At 27.1% G+C, this 18,539-nt stretch carries 17 protein-coding genes and 1 pseudogene; 13 read left to right on the top strand and 5 right to left on the bottom strand.

Going from position 1 to position 18,539, the window contains the following annotated elements; genetic code table 11:
• Positions 1-536 precede the first annotated feature (536 nt).
• The 4 genes from QOZ84_RS11480 to QOZ84_RS11465 all read left to right on the top strand — a co-directional run bounded on the left by QOZ84_RS11480 (position 537) and on the right by QOZ84_RS11465 (position 5,846).
• Entirely contained in the window at positions 537-1,202 is a 666-nt protein-coding gene (locus QOZ84_RS11480) for a response regulator transcription factor (RefSeq protein ID WP_284133103.1), read from the top strand.
• A 7-nt stretch (positions 1,203-1,209) separates the two neighbouring features.
• A complete protein-coding gene (locus tag QOZ84_RS11475) occupies positions 1,210-2,412 on the top strand; it encodes a sensor histidine kinase (RefSeq protein ID WP_284133102.1) in 1,203 nt (400 codons plus the stop codon).
• 117 nt (positions 2,413-2,529) lie between these two features.
• A complete protein-coding gene (locus tag QOZ84_RS11470; protein WP_284133101.1) occupies positions 2,530-3,210 on the top strand; it encodes an ABC transporter ATP-binding protein in 681 nt (226 codons plus the stop codon).
• Entirely contained in the window at positions 3,210-5,846 is a 2,637-nt protein-coding gene (locus QOZ84_RS11465; protein ID WP_284133100.1) for an ABC transporter permease, read from the top strand. The genes QOZ84_RS11470 and QOZ84_RS11465 overlap by 1 nt, the downstream gene beginning before the upstream one ends.
• Positions 5,847-5,915: 69 nt before the next feature.
• Here QOZ84_RS11465 and helD read toward each other — a convergent pair whose 3' ends face one another.
• From helD to QOZ84_RS11450, 3 genes are all read right to left on the bottom strand, one after another.
• Complete coding sequence (gene helD / locus QOZ84_RS11460) at positions 5,916-8,168, bottom strand: RNA polymerase recycling motor HelD (protein ID WP_284133099.1); 2,253 nt, start codon at positions 8,166-8,168, stop codon at positions 5,916-5,918.
• A gap of 241 nt (positions 8,169-8,409) precedes the next feature.
• Complete coding sequence (locus tag QOZ84_RS11455) at positions 8,410-9,270, bottom strand: alpha/beta fold hydrolase (RefSeq protein ID WP_284133098.1); 861 nt, start codon at positions 9,268-9,270, stop codon at positions 8,410-8,412.
• Positions 9,271-10,028: 758 nt separating this feature from the next.
• Entirely contained in the window at positions 10,029-10,193 is a 165-nt protein-coding gene (locus QOZ84_RS11450; protein ID WP_284133097.1) for a hypothetical protein, read from the bottom strand.
• A gap of 252 nt (positions 10,194-10,445) precedes the next feature.
• Here QOZ84_RS11450 and QOZ84_RS11445 point away from each other — a divergent pair, with 252 nt between their 5' ends.
• From QOZ84_RS11445 to QOZ84_RS11430, 4 genes are all read left to right on the top strand, one after another.
• Positions 10,446-11,003: a recombinase family protein gene (locus QOZ84_RS11445; RefSeq protein ID WP_284133096.1), complete on the top strand. Its 558-nt coding sequence runs from the start codon at positions 10,446-10,448 to the stop codon at positions 11,001-11,003.
• A 724-nt stretch (positions 11,004-11,727) separates the two neighbouring features.
• Entirely contained in the window at positions 11,728-13,020 is a 1,293-nt protein-coding gene (locus tag QOZ84_RS11440; RefSeq protein ID WP_284133095.1) for a response regulator transcription factor, read from the top strand.
• Between the two features lie 11 nt (positions 13,021-13,031).
• On the top strand, positions 13,032-13,169 hold the full coding sequence (locus QOZ84_RS11435) for a hypothetical protein (protein WP_284133094.1): 138 nt from the start codon (positions 13,032-13,034) through the stop codon (positions 13,167-13,169).
• Positions 13,170-13,477: 308 nt separating this feature from the next.
• Positions 13,478-13,672, top strand: coding sequence for a hypothetical protein (locus QOZ84_RS11430; protein WP_284133093.1), 195 nt, complete (start codon positions 13,478-13,480; stop codon positions 13,670-13,672).
• Between the two features lie 496 nt (positions 13,673-14,168).
• Here the strand turns inward: QOZ84_RS11430 and bla are convergent, their stop codons facing one another.
• A complete protein-coding gene (bla, locus tag QOZ84_RS11425) occupies positions 14,169-15,101 on the bottom strand; it encodes a class A beta-lactamase (protein ID WP_284133092.1) in 933 nt (310 codons plus the stop codon).
• Positions 15,102-15,767: 666 nt separating this feature from the next.
• Here bla and QOZ84_RS11420 point away from each other — a divergent pair.
• The 3 genes from QOZ84_RS11420 to QOZ84_RS11405 all read left to right on the top strand — a co-directional run bounded on the left by QOZ84_RS11420 (position 15,768) and on the right by QOZ84_RS11405 (position 16,950).
• Complete coding sequence (locus QOZ84_RS11420) at positions 15,768-16,088, top strand: cupin domain-containing protein (RefSeq protein WP_284133091.1); 321 nt, start codon at positions 15,768-15,770, stop codon at positions 16,086-16,088.
• 30 nt (positions 16,089-16,118) lie between these two features.
• Entirely contained in the window at positions 16,119-16,307 is a 189-nt protein-coding gene (locus tag QOZ84_RS11415; RefSeq protein WP_284133090.1) for a ferredoxin, read from the top strand.
• A 349-nt stretch (positions 16,308-16,656) separates the two neighbouring features.
• The gene (locus QOZ84_RS11405; RefSeq protein WP_284133089.1) at positions 16,657-16,950 is read left to right on the top strand and encodes a nitrous oxide-stimulated promoter family protein; all 294 of its coding nucleotides are present in this window, start codon (positions 16,657-16,659) and stop codon (positions 16,948-16,950) included.
• A gap of 41 nt (positions 16,951-16,991) precedes the next feature.
• Here QOZ84_RS11405 and QOZ84_RS11400 read toward each other — a convergent pair whose 3' ends face one another.
• Positions 16,992-17,387 (bottom strand): RrF2 family transcriptional regulator, encoded by a 396-nt coding sequence (locus QOZ84_RS11400; protein WP_284133088.1) that lies wholly within the window; start codon positions 17,385-17,387, stop codon positions 16,992-16,994.
• 233 nt (positions 17,388-17,620) lie between these two features.
• On the opposite strand from QOZ84_RS11400, the gene QOZ84_RS11395 reads away from it, so the two are divergent.
• Complete coding sequence (locus QOZ84_RS11395) at positions 17,621-18,259, top strand: hypothetical protein (RefSeq protein ID WP_284133087.1); 639 nt, start codon at positions 17,621-17,623, stop codon at positions 18,257-18,259.
• A gap of 106 nt (positions 18,260-18,365) precedes the next feature.
• Positions 18,366-18,539: pseudogene (locus QOZ84_RS16630) on the top strand (hydroxylamine reductase); the annotation flags it as partial.

Genomic DNA, 18,539 nt, shown 5'->3' with positions numbered 1-18,539 from the left:
AAATTTAAATATTAAAAACCCTCGAGATAGTATTGTTTATAATGATATTACTTCGATGGTTTTTATTTGATTTAAGTATATATATGCTTGTATACGTTTAAATTACTTATATTGATTTATATTTTATTATGAAAAAAATATTATAAATTACATTATGCATTTAGAATAAATTATATTATAAATTAAAAATAAATTATATAGAATTTATAATATGAATTGTTGTATAATTCATATTATATGTAAAGACTGATTACCTAATTTTTATAAATTGATAATTAGCCTTATTCAACTAAATATGATATATATTAAAGTATTTCATTTTAAAAGATGATTTAAATAAATATATTTTTAGCATCTATATTAATAACTTTATTTGGAATAATATGGTGTTTTTATTTTGGGTTTTATATATTAATATATCTATTTATGTTAAAATTTAATTAAAAATTCAAAAGTGAATGATTTGAAAATACTAGAAAAAATAAGATTTAGATTTATTGATTTTTCAAGATATAAAAAATTAAGGAGATAAATAGATGTTTACGATTTTGATAATTGAAGATGACGATACAATTGCTTTTGGAATTAAATCATTTTTATCTAAAAATAATTATAAGGTTGTTCATGGGGAAAATTTAAAAAAAGGAAAAGAACTTTTTAAAAATGATATAGATTTAATATTACTAGATTTGAATCTACCAGATGGATCAGGATTTGATTTTTGCCGTTATGTAAAAGAGATTAAGGATGTCCCTATTATTTTTCTTACTATCAAAGATGAAGAAAGTACTATGATAAAAGGACTAGATATGGGGGGAGATGACTATATTACAAAACCTTTCAAATTAAGCGTTTTACAATCTCGTATTACTGCTGTTTTACGAAGAACACTTAAACAGCAAATTCAAGAAGACGTTTTATGGTGTAACAATATTAAAGTAATAAAGTCAGAATCAAGAGTGTATAAAAATAATCATGAAGTAGAATTGACAGTGAGTGAGTACAATTTATTATTACAATTATTAGAAAATAAAAATCGGACTGTGACAAGAACTATCTTATTGGAAAAGATATGGGATGTTAATGGAGAATTTGTAAATGATAATACGTTATCAGTAACTATAAAACGTCTTAGGAACAAGCTAGAAGATGATTCTTTTATTAAAACGGTAAGAGGAATAGGTTATAGACTGGAGGATTAAAGTTTATATGAATAAAAAAAGTATTAAAATATGGTTATTTAGTGGTTTTATATATATAACATTTTTTTGTGTTATATTTGGTAGTTTTATTTACAAACAATCAGAGAATATGTTTTATGAAAAAACTGCTCAACTTATAGCAGCTGGTGCTAATGCTAATTCTGATATTGAACAAGACTTGGTATCGTCACTAAAAAAGAAAAATGAAATAGATATAAATAAAGGTAAAGAAATATTAGAGAAATATGGTTATATTGAAGATTCTAAAGTTATTTTTAATATTAATCAGGGATTTAGCAAAGCACTTATAGGGTGTGTGATACTAATTGCAGTACTCTTTTTTTATTTTGGAGGAACGCTATTAGTTTCAAATATTATAAAACGTAAACGTATAGACGATTTAGCTAAATATCTTTACGACATAAATGAAGGAATTTATAGAATGAAGGCTCAGAATAAAGAAGATGATTTTTCAATTTTAGAAGATGAATTATATAAAATTGTTATGATGCTTAGAGAACGTAGCGAAAAGGAAAGAGAAGAAAAAGAAAATCTATGCAATAATCTTGCGGATATATCCCACCAACTTAAAACTCCACTTACATCCATGTCATTGATGGTTGAATTATTAGAAGATAGCAATATTGACGGAGATGAGGCCTTGTATATTGGAAGTATTTCATTACAGATAGAGAGACTAAATTATTTAGTTTCATCATTGTTAGTACTTTCAAAAATCGATGCAGATGCAATGACATTGGAACATAAACCTATTAATATTTATGAATTGATATGTGTCTCTGTTGAGCCTCTACATTTAATGATAGATAGAAAACAACAACAACTTCTTATTAAAGACAATAGTGATCTATTTTTTAATGGAGATTTTCATTGGACTAGTGAAGCCATTTTAAATATAGTCAAAAATTGCTCTGAGCACACACCAAATGGAGGAAAAATCTCTATAGATTATAAACAAAATCCTATATGTACGCAAATAATAATTGAAGATAATGGTAAAGGATTTGATAAGAAGGATATTCCTAAACTCTTTACTAGATTTTATAAGGGTGCAAATTCATCCAAAGATAGCGTGGGAATTGGACTTGCTCTTTCAATGTCTATAATTAAAAAACAAAATGGTGAAATTATTGCTTTAAACAAAGAAACAGGAGGAGCAAAATTTATAATAAAGTTTTATAGAAATTAATTAGCTCTGTCACTAAGATGTAAGATAGAAAAAGTAAAATAAAGTTAATCAAAGAAATACACAGTCAAATCATAAACTCTTTGAAAATATGGACTAATAAATAAAGGGGAGAATACTTTGGAAATACTAAGAACTGAAAATCTTACAAAAACCTATGGAGTGGGGGACACAAAGGTTACTGCACTTAATAATTTAAACTTAAAAATAAACAAAGGCGAATTTGTTTCAATAATTGGAGCAAGTGGGTCAGGAAAATCTACACTCCTACATATGTTAGGGGGAGTTGATAAACCTACAGAAGGAAAAATATATATCGATGATACTGATATTTCATCAATGGATGAAACTAAATTGGCTTTATTTCGCAGACGAAAAGTAGGGCTAATATATCAATTTTTCAATCTTATACCTACTTTAACTGTTGAAAAAAACATACTACTACCTATGCTACTAGATGGTAGAAAGCCTAAAAGAGAAGAATTTGATAAGATTGTAAAAATGCTTGGTTTGAATGAAAGACTTAATCACCTCCCAAACCAGCTTTCAGGGGGTCAGCAGCAAAGGGTTGCTATAGCTCGTTCATTAATTTATAGACCTTCCATTGTTCTAGCAGATGAACCAACTGGAAACCTTGACAGACAAAATTCTGAAAGTATTCTTGAGATGTTAAAGGTTTCAAATAAAGAGTACAATCAAACTATTTTAATAATTACTCATGACGAAAAAATTGCATTATCAGCAGATAGAATGATTAGAATAGATGATGGTAAAATTGTTTCAGATGAGGTGATTAAGTAATGAATATCATGAGTGAATATACATATCACCATTTAAAAAAGAACAAGCGACATACAATTTCTATAATGGTTGCTATTACAATTGCTTGTGCACTTTTATGTTCACTATGCATATTTGTACACACTTTATGGGAAGCAAAAGTAACTTCTACAATTGAAAATGGAGGGTATTGGCATGGTGAATTATATGAGTCGATACGTGGTGATAAATTAAAATATGTAACAGAAAACCCAGAGGTTGAAACCACTATGGTTAAAGGGCAGTGGATTACTGCTAAATGTTCTGATACAAAACGTCCGTATTTATTAATGAGAGATGCAGATGAAAAGTTTTGGTCTGATATGAGTCTTAAAGATAAACTTACGAAAGGGAGACTGCCTCAAAAATCTGGAGAAATTGTTGTATCAAAATTATTTTTCTTGGATAACCCTTTGTATAAAATTGGTGACAAGTTGACTCTTCCAATAGGCAATCGTATGTTAGATAATGAAATAATTCAAACCCAACATAACAAACAATCAGGGGAGACTTTTAATACAACAGAAACTAAAACGTACAATATAGTTGGAGAATTAGATATTTATGGGAGTTCTGTATATCCCGGATATATGGCTATGGGATACTTGAATCACTCACAAATAAAACCTAAAGATGAACTTACGGTTTATATGAGATTTGAGAAACCTCGTAAAATCTATGAGATATTACCTAAAATAGCTAAGTCTACGGGGTTAAAACAGGATGAATATGGTAAATATAATATTCTTTATAATACACCGTTATTAAATTTATATGGAATTAGCGATAAAAATAATACAAATGTTGAAGCCATAGTAGTACTAGCAACCGTAATAATAATGACTTTGCTAGTTATGGGGGCATTTATTCTTATTATCTATAATGCATTTTCACTATCTGCAAACAGCAGGATTAAGCAATTAGGAATACTAAAAAGTTTAGGGGCAACCCCAAGGCAAATTAAGCATTCTGTCCTGTATGAAGGGGTTGTGCTGTGGATTGTTCAACTACCAATTGGTATTATGATAGGATATCTATTTAGTCATATAGTTGTTTTTAAAGTCAATGAAATTCTTAGTGCTACAGAAGATTTTAGGAAGATAGATATTTCCTTCTCATGGGTCGTTGTTATTTTTGCTATTATTATGTCATTGATTACAGTCTTAATATCAGCGTATATCCCAGCGAGGAAAGTAGCCAAAGTATCAGCTATCGTTGGAATACGTCAAAATAGCAATAGTATGAAACTTAAAAAGCAAAAATCTTACCCAATAATTAATAAAATATTTGGTATAGAAGGTGAACTAGCAAAAGTACAATTTTTAGCTAACAAAAGAAGTTTACGCACTGCTGTTTTATCCATTTCAATGTGTTTTACCTTAACCGTTGGATATATTAGTATTGTATCTATATATAATTTAGCTGAGTCTAAAAATGATCAAATGACCAAATATGATATGACTGTTGATCTAAATATTATTGAAGAACCAAGTGATGAGATGATAAATAAAATTCTTTCAATACCTGAGGTTAAGGATGGTGTAGTTAGAAGACAAGTACGTACCTCAACTTATGTAACAAAACAACACGAATCAGATATTTTTGCTAAATCTGGAGGATTTGATGAAGTAAATACAATGAAATATCCTGTATTGAATGAAAATGGAAAGCATAGAATTATATCAAATCTAGTTGGATTAAGTGATGAATCATTTAAAAAATACTGTAAAGATATTGGTATTGATTCTAAGAAATTTTATAAAGATGATGTAGTTACAGGAATATTATTAGACAGTACATATCATACACCAAAGAATTCAAAAGTCACACAAAAAATACCACTATTAAATATAAAAGAGGGTGATGAGCTAGTTTTAAATGAAAAAGTAGAGAAGGATATGAATACAAATTATAAATTTAAGGCTAAAGTTGGAGCTGTTACAGATGTTTCTCCAAGTGATTTAAAAATGGGTGGATATAGCATAGCTTTTATAGTTCCTATGAAAACATACCAGCAAACAGTTAGTAAATTTATGCCAGAACGTATGCTTGAATACAGCGTTATGGGAATTGATTTATTGGTCGGTGATAAAGCTAGTCCAAATGTAAAAAAAGAACTAAGTAAGATTTGTAGTTCTTATCTTGGATCTGATGATTTTAGTATATGGACTTTGCTGGAAGAAAAGAATCATGATGCACTAGTTCAAAAATCCATATCTATTAGTGTTTTTGCTGTGGCCTTAATGATTGGTTTAATTGGTATATTTAACGCCTTTTCTACCATTTCGAATAATCTTAGATTACGCAAAAGAGAATTTGCTATGCTTAGGTCAGTAGGATTAACACCAAAGGGATTAAATAAAATATTAATGCTAGAAGGTTTATTCTTCGGTGTAACACCTATTGCTGTCAGTACCCCGATAGTATTATTTATTTGCTGGTATATGTCAAGATTAACGTTAACCACATGGTCTGAGTTTATATCTGTTTTCCCAGTAGGAATAATTATAATGTATACTACACTTATAATTGTATCTATTTTCTTATCGTATTATTGTTCTTCATCATGTGTTAAAAAAAGCAATGTAGTAGAATCAATCAAGGACGAAATAGTATAATACAATACTAGGATTTAAATAAAATTTATGCCCCTAGAACCTAAATAAATGGATTCTAGGCGCACTTTATTAGATATCTTTATTGTGTTTTAATAAAGAAGTTATTTCACCGAAATAATATATATTTAAAACATGAAGAGCCCTTGTACAACAAGTGTAGAGGAGTAACCTTTCATCTTCACTGTTATAATTTTTATTACTTGCATCATATATAAAAACTACGTCAAATTCAAGACCTTTAGCTAGATATGAAGGTATTACTAATACACCATTTGTATAATCGTCATCATCTTTTTCTATAGACACTACATCGATATCATTTGCTCTTAACAAGTTATATACATCTCTAGTTTCGCGTGCTGTTTTTGTAATGATACCAATAGATTTATAATCCTTTTGCTTGTAAGATTTTATATCTTCAATAAGTTTTTTATTCATAGAATTTTCATCATAAAAACCAATAACACTAGGCTCATCACCATGTCTTTCAACATACTCGTCACTTATATTTTCGGTAAGAAGATTTCTTGAAAACTTAGTAATTTCCATTGTTGAACGATAACTCTTTGTTAGGTTTATTATGCAAGTATCATTTTTTGATATATTATAAATATTATTATAATTTCCAACATTCATAAATGGATTAATTGATTGATTTATATCTCCTAATATAGTCATATTGGCTGATTTAAAAAGTTGATAAAATATTTCATATTGTAGTGGAGTATAGTCTTGCGCCTCATCTATAATTACATATTTAATTTGTGATGTATTTGGAATATCTCCAAGTGCCCCTTTTAAGTATAAAAGTGCAACTTGATCTTCATAATAAAGTCTCCTTGCATTTAAATTATCTATTGTATAAGTCTTTATATGGTATATAAAATTATTATCATATTTAACATTAATTTTATTTGAAAGTTTATTTAAATTCTTAAATAGATTTCTATAAATCTTAACTAAATTAAATTCTGTCATTTGCGAAATTTTAAAATTGATATGTTTTAAATTTTCATTTACAATTAATGTACTCTTTTCTATCATTTCTTGCTTATCTATAAAATCTCCAGATTCATCAAGTTCTTGGTATATTTCATCAATCCAAGCTTTTTTATATGGTTCAATAAGAAAGAGAATTCTTGATTTTAATTTTTTTAATCTTCTCTTAACTGGTAGATTTGAATAGTCATTAAAAAATAATTTTTGTATATTTTTTGATGAAATTATTAACTTACCTCTTATAATAATATCTTCAAAACCTCTGTCCATTGTTTCTAAGTGATTTACATATTGTTTTAAAATGTTCATAAACTCTAATGATGTCTTAAACTTTATATTTTTAATTCTATGTTGATAGGCTAATTTTTCACTAGAATTAAGTATATATTCCATCATTTCTGAAGTGGTTTCTTTCTTAAATTCATTACTTAGCTCTTTATGCATATAGTCTTTAAATGTTGTTTGATACATATTGTCTTCACCCAGCTGAGGCAATACATTTGAGATATAATCATTAAAAATATTATTTGGAGAAAATATTATTATATTTTCTGGTTTTATTGTATATTTGTGTCTATATAGTAAATATGCAATTCTATGAAGTGCTACAGAAGTTTTTCCACTTCCGGCAGCTCCTTGAACAATTAAGTTTTTATAATTTTCATTACGAATTACCTGGTTTTGCTCTTTTTGAATAGTTGTAACTATACCTTTCATTTTATCATCAGAGTTTTTACTCAACAGTTCTTGTAATATTTCATCATCAATACTTAAATTACTGTCAAACATGTACTCAATTTTTCCATTGTTGATTTTGTACTGTCTTTTGCTAGTGATTTCTCCAGAGATTACCCCTTCTGGACATTCATAGCTTGCTTGTCCTGTTTCATAGTCATAAAACATACTTGAAATAGGTGCTCTCCAGTCATATACAAGAAAATCATAATCTTCATCAATAAGATTTGATAATCCAATATAACATTTTTCAGTAGAGGATTCGTTATCCTCAACAAAGTCAATTCGACCGAAATAAGGAGATACAATCATTTTCTCATACTTTGTTTCAAGTTTTTTGGTAAATTCATGGCTTCTTTTTTGATTTCTCATAATATCCATAAATGACACGAAATCTGAAAGTTGATCTAATCCATTTTCTATAGAAACAGACCCTAAGTCATTCCATAGTTCTCTTTGTGTTTCTATAGCATCTTTTTTTAACTTATCTTTAGCATCACGTTTTTCATCAAGTTGTCTTTTAGCCTCGTTAAGAACTTTTTGCAACCATTCATTTTCGAGATCCCATTCATAATTGTTTAGACTCATCGCATGCCCTCCTTTATTATATAAATTAACTTATTTAATCTGCCCTATCAATTATATAGAAATAGAGATATATTAACAGTCTAAAAAAAAATTATTATTTATGGTATAATTACAGTGGGAGAGAGATAAGACGCTCTCTGACCATGAAAATGTAGACTAAACTATTCTTAAAAATATATAACAAGTCCCTAAACCTCAATTTTAAGACTTGTTGTTTTAATGCTTAAAATTGAGGTTTAGATTATGGATTTAAAAATGTACATATAAACTTATCAATAATTGCAACATATTCTTCGGGTCTCTCCTTTTGTGACCAATGTTTACACCCTTTCATAATGTGAATATGGCTATTAGCAATTATTTTTGATGCTTCTATTACATTTTTAACGGAGACTAAAGGATCTTTTTCTCCATTTATAAACAATACAGGTGCAGAGATATTCGGTAATTTATCGATGAAATTTGGAATATTATTATGTTTTGTAATAGAACTACGTTGATAGTCTTCCATGGATTTTCCAATATCTAAATCTTGGCATATCTTATATAAAGTATTAACTAATTCTTTATATATTTTTGATTTGTCGCCTATTAGTGAATAACTAACACTCCACTTAATAAGCCATTTATATTTTGCAAAGTATTGAAAGAATTTTCTTGTAAGAGATGTATTGACATACCAATAATACAATCTATGAAAAGGCATTTTTCTTATTAATCCCCATGAATCAACTGGTATTAAAATTTTAATTTTGCTAGGATGTTTTAAAGTATATCCAATTGAAATTGCTCCGCCCATTGATAGTCCAGATAAAATAAATGTATCTAGTTTTAGTTGATCAATTATGTTTTCTAGACATTCAATATGATTCTTATAAAACATATCACATGACATATTTTCTGGTTTGTCACTTTTTCCGTGTCCAAGCAAATCAATAGCATATACTGTATAATTACTTGGAAGTAAATTCATTACTTCTTGCCATGAAAGCATTGCTGAATCAAGTCCTGCACCATGCAATAATACAATTGGAATTTCACCTGTACCATTTTCATAAACACAAATATTATGCTCCTTATATTTCAAATAATATTCCCTCATACTCTCCTCCATACTATATAAACAGATTTTAATTAGTAATATAAACCATTGTTCACTTAATTATAGCAGAGATTAAAGTTTCACACTAAAACAGATGTTTTCATAATATTCCTTTAACTATGCCATAAAGTGAAATACAAAAACCACTTGAACTAAACTATTTTTTATTAGACTTACAGATTTATTAAGTTTATAATAAATTCAATAGTAATGCTTTATAAGGAGGGATAGATTTAAGTTGATGAAAAATAAATTTACTTTTATAGTTGCAGGACTATTAATTTCTATTGGAATATGTTTTATAATTTTTGATGTTTTAAAATTTGATAAAATAAGTGGTTATATTATCTTGGGATTAGTGTATGGTTTAATTTCAAATATTTTATATAAAAAAATTAAATCTAAATAAATCGCCATATAAAAAACCTCTAGATAATGTAATTTTAAATAATATTATCTAGAGGTTTTTATATATTATTTGTATACAAATCAAATGAATACGTATATATTGAAATAACTTACATATTAAGACTATATAAAATTTTAAAAATCATAATATAAATTTTAAATAAATTATATTATAATTTATTTTATGATTATAATAATATTCATAATATAAACTAAAAATAATTTAAAATATAAACTAAAAATAATTTAAAATATAAATTTATATTGTATTCATAAAATAATTTTAAAATTAAATCTTTATATGAATTATATAAAGATTTATAAAACAATTATTTTATGAATTATTTATATTATTTTTTATTTTGTGATTTTTGTGATTTTAAAAATAATAAGAAACAAACTAAAGACATAGTACATAGTATTTTTTGATATGGTGATTTAGCAGTTATTAATACAAATAAATTTAAAGCTAAAAACATATAAACAACAGCAAGCTGAATTTTCTTTATCTTCATAATTTCGCCTCCTTGTTTATTTAGAAATTATAAAATTAGAACTTTTATTAATCTTTATGAGTAAGAGTAATTTAGTTAACACAAATATGTAAATATAAAGTACACTTTAATTTTACAATGCGAAATATAATATAAAATGTAAAATTAGAATTATATTTTATGTTATTTTACAAAATGTAAACTAAGTCTAGACTTTATTTTTAAGATTTTGTATTATTAACGTATAAGTTAAAGTACAGGAGGTAATTATTTGTGATAGTCGGATATGTAAGAGTGAGTACCGTTGAACAAAATGAAAGTAGACAGTTAGTAACAATGCAACGATATAATGTAGAAAAATTATTTCAAGAGAAAGTAAGTGCAAAAGATATAAATAGAGAAGAATTAAATAAGATGTTAGATTTTGTACGAGAAGGAGATAGTATAGTAATACATGATTTTAGTAGATTAGCAAGAAGTACAAAAGATTTATTACATATAATGGAGCTATTAGAATCAAAAGGTGTAAATTTAGTAAGCACAAAAGAAAATATAGATTCATCTACACCAACAGGCAAGTTAATGTTAACTATGATAGGTGCTATAAATGAATTTGAAAGAACTAATATGCTTGAAAGACAAAGAGAAGGTATAGCAATAGCTAAGGCAGCGGGAAAATATAAAGGTCGTAAAGAAATAAAGGTAGATAACTTTGAAGATTATTATAATAAATATTTAAGTAGAGCATTTAATAAAAGTCAATTAGCTAAGGAAATTGGTGTTAGTAGACCAACATTAAATAAGTTAATAAAAGAGTATCAAAGTAAATAAGTTAACTAATTTATTATATAAAATAATTTTTATATAAAGTTTATTTTATAATATAGACATAAATTTACATACACAGTATATTGTATACATAGACAACAATAAATGACATAAAATGATAAATCAATAGGAATTGACTCAGTATAGACGATTAAGTAATAGACATATAAAGAGGAGCTATGCTCAATGTTCCTCTTTACCCTTGAAATTAAGTTAATTAAAATAAATACTATCCCCCCATAAAATAGTATTTAAAAAATCCCAATACCCCTTTATAAAGACTGTAACGGAAACAGTCTTTTTTATTGTGTAAATGAAAATTAATTAATTAATTAAAAATAAATTAGGGAATTCTATACTTATATATCGAAAAATCAAAATATATATACTAATATAACAATTTATGTTAAAATTTAAATAAATAAATCGAAAATTAAATAACAAAAAAGCCAGGAGCGATTAAGTTTGGCGACTTACTCCTGACTTTTCCTATAGCACTCTTGATAAGAGTGAACTCTCATAAAGAGATTTTTTATATTATTCATATGTATTAATATTATCATAATAATTCAAACATATCAATAATTTTGATATAGAAAATAATATAAAAATTGATTTATACAAATTTTAACATCTTAATTCTTATTAAATGCTAAATTTTTTAAATAAATATGAGCAAACTCCTTATCTTTAGTGCTAAGTAACTAAAAGTAGAGGGGTATTTTTTATGCAAATGACAGAGTTTTGTGATCATCTGTACAATGATAGTACAGATGGATATATACAAATATTAAAATTAAATGATGAAAATAATAATGGTGACAAAACTATTAAAATATATAACACCAAAAATGAGGGGTTAAGAGAGATTGTAGAAGTGTTTAACGATGAAGATGATGTATTCCTATCACCAAATACAATGTATCTACCAAAGCGAAGAGTAGAAAACATTCGGCAATTCAGAGCATTATTTCAAGATATAGACTGTAATAAAGTCGGTTTTGAAAAAGCTGAAACTGCATATATAGTATGGCAACTTTACTATGATGGAAAGATTCCAAAGCCTACGATGGTTACAGATAGCGGTCGTGGAGTTCATCTTTATTGGAGAATACAAAACGCTCCTTATGGAGCTTTAAATACATGGCAAGAGTTACAAGACTATATATATTACCAATTAAAGCATTTAGGCGCTGACAGAAAATCAACAGACGGTGCAAGGGTACTTAGATTGCCAGGGACTATAAATTCTAAGAATGAAGAAGACTGCAAGGTTTTATATATTGATAATGAATTAGAGTACTCTATGTATGATTTAAGAGAGCAATATTTAAACTACAAGCCTAAATCACATCAGTTGGAGATTGTAGAAACTAAGAAAAATGATACTAAGGTTGTTTCAAATAAATTCTTTAATTCATATAGCTTACATATGGAAAGATCTAATGACTTACAAACTCTATGCAAACTTAGAAAATACGATATGACTGGGTTTAGAAATATGGTTATACATTGCTATGTGTACTGGAAGGGCATATATGTTAGAGATTCTTATGAACTTGAAAACATAGTTATGGAGTTAAATAATGCATTTACTGAGCCACTGAAGGAAATTGAGATAAGAGCTATTTTAAGAAGTGTTCCAAAGGCTATAGATAAGTTCATAGCTTATGAACAAGGCTTAAGATGTGGGGAACGTAAGCGAGTTTCTAAGGGTATGAGAGATAAGGAAGGTTATTGGTACAAAAACGATACGTTAATTGAGCGATTAGACATAAGTACAAGTGAGCAAAAGCACATGAAGACTATCATTGGGGTTGATGAAAAGTACGATAGGAACAATGAAAGAAGAAGAAAGAGCAGAAGAAATGAAGAGGGTTTAACTAAAAGAGAAAAAGAAAAATTAGATACTATAAATGAACTTAGAGAGCTAGTAAACAAAGGCTTAAAAAATAAAGATATAGCCGAAAAGTTAAGTATATCAGTAAGACAAGTTCAACGACTTAAGCAAGAGATATAGGGTGACATGAAATGGCTCTTTATAAATATGTGGTGTTCTGTGTTTCTGAAAGAGGGTTTGATCAGCAACTGTGGTTTGATTCTCTGGAGTACGCATTACCTGATATGGATGGAGATGGTGTTCATACTTATTTAGATAAACTTTTATAGAATACCAAATATAAAGTGATTTGCCAATGAGGTAGATTAAATGAGTATAGTTACTTGGTGTCGGCATAAAATTTATTGCTTGATATTTCGCATTTGATAAAACCATTGCTCCGCTATCCAACTCTGGTATATCTATAGCTTTTAAGAAAGTATTTCATCAAAAGAATTAGATTTATTTGAAATGTCACGCAAACATGACATTATTGTTTATGATTACCCTTAATTTGCCACGCTTGCGGGAAAATAAAAATGGATTTATTTTGTTTTGTAGAATATATAAAGCATAGAAGGTTTAAGGGGGAAACGTTATGGCAAGTGGGAATTTCAAAGGGTTGTATACGTTTTTATATATAGAAGCTATATATGGAGTAGATGCTTCTTGTTTGAGAAAAAAGGTAGCTCGTGGCAAGTTTGTTATTGATGAGGATATTAAAAAAATCGGAACAACTTGGATTATTACAGAGCAGGCTATGATTAAAAATTTAAAGAAAAATCTCAAATGAAAAAATTAATTCTAAAAAGTTTAAGAAAAATAAAAAATCAGATAACGTTAAGGAGAAGAAAAGCCTGTATAAGCTTATATATGGGCTTTTTTATGTTCTTAAAATTAATAGGTGAGAATATAAAATTAAAATTATTATTTTTGATTTTATATTTTGAAATTTGTTTATAGCTTTTTTAAAGATAAAGTTTCATGAAAATCCTATAATTTATTTATAGATATTTCAAATAAAGTATAAGGAGATTTTATACGTTAAGATATATATTACCAAAACACCGATATATTTAAAGAATTTTTTGAATATATCGGTGTTTTAATTACTCTAAAATATATTTTTAAGCATATTCCTTAAAAATAAAGAAGGTAGGATTTGAGTCACACTAAAGGAAATTTATGTATTAATGTGTACGATTTTTCTAGATAATGTTTTCTTTTGCGTTTCTGTAGTATGCATTTGCAATATCCATAGGCTAAGTTATTATATAAACAAACTTACTTTAATTGTTATTTTCAGTTGTGGTAAAAGAATCGAATACAATTTTAGAAGCTTGAGCAATTAGTTTGTCATCATGTTTAGCCTCTTTTGTATCGTGAGTTGACAATATTGCAATAATTATAGGTTTTTTGTTTGGGGGCATTACTATGGCAATATCATTTCTTGTTCCGTAAGAACCAGTTCCGCTTTTGTCAGCAACGACCCAGCCCTCTGGTGCTCCGGCACGAATTAGTGTATTACCTGTTGCATTACCTGTCATCCAATCAATAAGAATTTTTTTCTTATCGTCTGTTAATATATCTCCAGTTGTGTATGCTTGTAAATCAGTTGCCAATTGTCTTGGTGTGCTAGTGTCCCTAATATCTTCAGGTATGGCTTCGTTTAGATCTGGTTCTATACGTGTAGGTTGCGTAACGTTATCCCCTAATTGATTAAGTGCTGATTTAAAACCATTAGGTCCACCTATATGATCAAATAAAAGATTTGCAGCTGTATTATCACTAAAACGTAATGCTGCATTGCAAATTTCTTCAATGGTCATGCCTTTATCAACGTTATCTTTTGTAATTGGAGCATGAGAGAGAACATCTTCTTTGTTATATTTAACTACTTGTTTAAGCTGATCTAATGAATCTTGTTTTAAAACAGCACCAGCGGCTAAAGCTTTGAATGTAGAACAGTAAGCAAACCTATCATCAGCACGATATACGACTTCTTTATTAGCCTCTGTATCAAAAGCATATACACCAAGTTTAACACCATAATCACTTTCAAGTTGTGAAAATGCCGAATTATATTGTGTGTCAGACTTCGTGTTTACAGGTGGCTGAGTTGCTACCTTTCCACAGCTAGTAAGAGAAAAGACCACAAGCGGCATAAGTATAGCAATTTTAGACTTCTTTACCTTAAATTTTAAATTTACTAATTTTCCCATATAAAATCTCCCTTGTTATTTAATTAATCTGTTAAGTTATTTTTTCATAACTACTTAAGAAAATATATTTAATAATATAATAAAATATATTTTCTTAAAGTATTGCCAGCTATAAATGAGGTCGGATTGATCCACGTAATATCGACATTTCTTACATCTACGACTTATTTATTAGTATATCATTATAGTAAATATAATTCTGATTTTTATAAATTATTGCAATATCTCCCTCAAGGCCTCCTTATCATATTTCCGAAAAAAAGCACCAAAGTTTGTTCAATATAAGCAATTGCAATGAATATATCGATTTTAATCGTTAGATTCTTTTTTTGTGCCATAATTGAAATATTGACACTATATAAATCAATCTAGTTATTACAATTACTTGCGTAGTGTCATTAATTTGTGACAACAACAGTCTTAAATTTGCTTATCATTGAAATTTCATAAAAATACAGTTATTTCAATGTTTTAGATAATGTTTGGTGCTTTTTTTCAAAAATATGATATCTAGGCCTACAGAATAATACATAAGTACACCAGAAAAAGACTTAGCATCATGTTTAAAAGTTCCAACAAAGTAAATATATATATGTAACTCCTGTTACAGAAACTTAATGATGTAAAGTATATGATATCATTATCAATAAGTTGGAGGAAATTACTATGCTAAACATAAATAACACAAAATTAAACCTAATAAATATTAATAGTTTAAATACTAATAGAGAAATATTAGTTCAAAATGAAAAATTTAAAACAGTATATTTTAAATTTGAAGAAGGTAAAGGACTGCCTAATCATACTCATAATGGATATGCAGCAGTTTATGTATTAGAGGGTAGCATAGATATGGAGTTTGCAAATGGAGAAAAGTTCGTATTAAATCAAGGTGATTTTTTACCATTTGATGCTAGAATTGAACACAATGTTATAGCTAAAGAGTTGAGCAAAATTTTGGTTATTATATCTAAACCACTTTCTTAAAATAAATTAATTTTATAAGGAGATAAAAATATGAAAGCTTTCGTAGATAGAGACACATGTATAGGATGTGAGGCTTGTGCAGGAACATGTCCAGAAGTATTTAGTATGGATGAGGAAGGTAAGTCAGTGCCTATAAAAGAAGATATTGCGAACGATTTATTAGAGTCAGCTCAAGATGCTAAAGATGGTTGTCCAGTTTCAGCTATAAGTATAGATTAATTAAGAAGATTGTAAACAATGACTATATTTTTATATAGTCATTGCTGGATTTAATCCACGTAGTTCTGATATAGCTATAAAAGGTTTATCTGAAAAACAAGCATATATAGTAGTAAAGACAATACTAGAATATTATAATGAACATGGTCAAATGGGCGAAAAGCTAGGAGAATTTATAGACAGAATTAAGATAGATAAATTTAGAAAAGATGGAAAAGTTAGAACAAGCTTGTGAAATACATGGATTAAATTTAGAGGAAATTCTAGAAAAATTAAATGAAGACTAATTAAGTATTTAATATATAAATATTAAATAGATAACTTGAGATGTAATTATATGGAGAGAGATATGAGTAGAATAGAGAAAGAAAAAAAAACAATAGGGTTAATGATAAACATATACTGTAAAAAAAAGCATAACAGAAGGAATGAGTTGTGTAAAGAATGTAATGAACTTTTGGAATATGCTCATAAAAGACTAGATTTATGCAAATTTGGAAATGAAAAGGGTTTTTGTAGCAAATGTCCAATACACTGCTACAAAAAAGATATGAAAATTAAAATTAAAGAAGTAATGAAATTCTCGGGACCGAGGCTTATAATATATAGTCCAATTCAATTTATAAAGCATATATTTGAGTAATTTATGATTGTTCATACTTTAACAGTAAAAAATATTTACTGTTAAAGTATGTCATATAAAGTATATTCACTAAGTTTTAGTTTAAATGAATTTAAAGCATCGTATAGAATAGGTTTTAACTTACAATTACAAGTCAAATTGCACGAATTAGAACTATCAGAAAAGCATTCAACCATATTTAAATTATCTTCTGTTATTTCTAAAATATCACCTAAATTAATATCTCTTGGATCTTTGACTAATTTAATACCACCGTTTCTTCCTTTAGTTGAATCAATTAAATTATTTTTTGATAATTTATAGATTATTTTCTTTATGTGATGAGTAGATAATCCAAGGTAACTAGATAGTTCATCAACTGTAAATAATTCGTTAGGATGATTTCCTAAATAAATTAGGATTCTAAAGCCGTAGTCAGTAAATTTTGATAAGTTCATTAGATTCTCCTCTGTAAAAGTTTTTATTATAATATACCATTATATAAATCATATTTTAACAAATAAAAAAAATATTAATAAATTTTTTATAAAACTTAAAATTCGTAACGTATGTTACATCCATTTTAGAAATATTGCAATATAATATGAATATAGTAACTAATTAAAAATTAAAAGAATGCTTATAACTTAAAAGGGTATAAGAAATACACATTAAAACAAGGAGAAATAAAATGAGTTTATTTTTAGGAAAAATACACTACTGGTTATTTGATAAGATTTTATGGTTTGAAGGTTTAGAAGATGAGATTATTAAGTTAGCTCAAAAGGAAGGCTTAAATATAGATGAAATTAAAAATGAAATAGATTTAAAATATGGAGAAAATACTCAAAATAAAAATCTAGAAGAAATAATAGATACAAGTAACATACATGGTTGGTTACAAAGTAAGATAAATTCTTCTGAAGGAAGAGTGGCATCTTGGACTAAAGTTATGCTAGAAAATGATAAAAATAATTTAGTTAAATTAGCAAATGTATATATATATCAAGGTATTAAAGCTGCTAAAGAAGTAAAAAGCAGTCAGAATCTTTTAAATGCAAAAGATATATATAATAGCTTAAATGATTATATATTAGATGGTATGCCTTGTGATAGAGTTAATGAAGTTATTATTTCACAAGATGATATTGTTGAGTGGAAAAAAAGAATCTGTGTTCATAAAGATATATGGGAAAAAGAAGGAATGGATGTTGAAGTATTCTATGACTTAAGAAATTTATGGATAAAAGCATTTGTAAATGAAGTAAATGGCGATTTTGAATATATACAAAAAAATGAAACAGAGTACTGTATAAGTGAAAGAAAATAGTTAAATCTTTATTATTAGTATAAATTAATTATACAATAATAAATTGCAAAATAAATTTTAATTTAAAAAGAGTAAAAAAAATACACATTTAATGGGAGAGAACTATATGGAAAATTTAATGTTTTGTTATCAATGTCAAGAAACAGCAGGATGTAGTGGATGTACTAAATTTGGAGTATGTGGTAAATCACCAGATTTAGCAAGAATGCAAGATTTATTAATATACTCAACAAAAGGTTTATCAGAAGTAACTACTAGACTTAGAGCAGAAGGAAATTTA

The sequence above is a fragment of the Romboutsia sedimentorum genome (assembly GCF_030131845.1).
Classification (GTDB): Bacteria; Bacillota; Clostridia; order Peptostreptococcales; family Peptostreptococcaceae; genus Romboutsia_D; species Romboutsia_D sedimentorum.
Note: the sequence above shows the minus strand (reverse complement) of the source record. Positions and strands in the feature narration are given on the sequence as shown.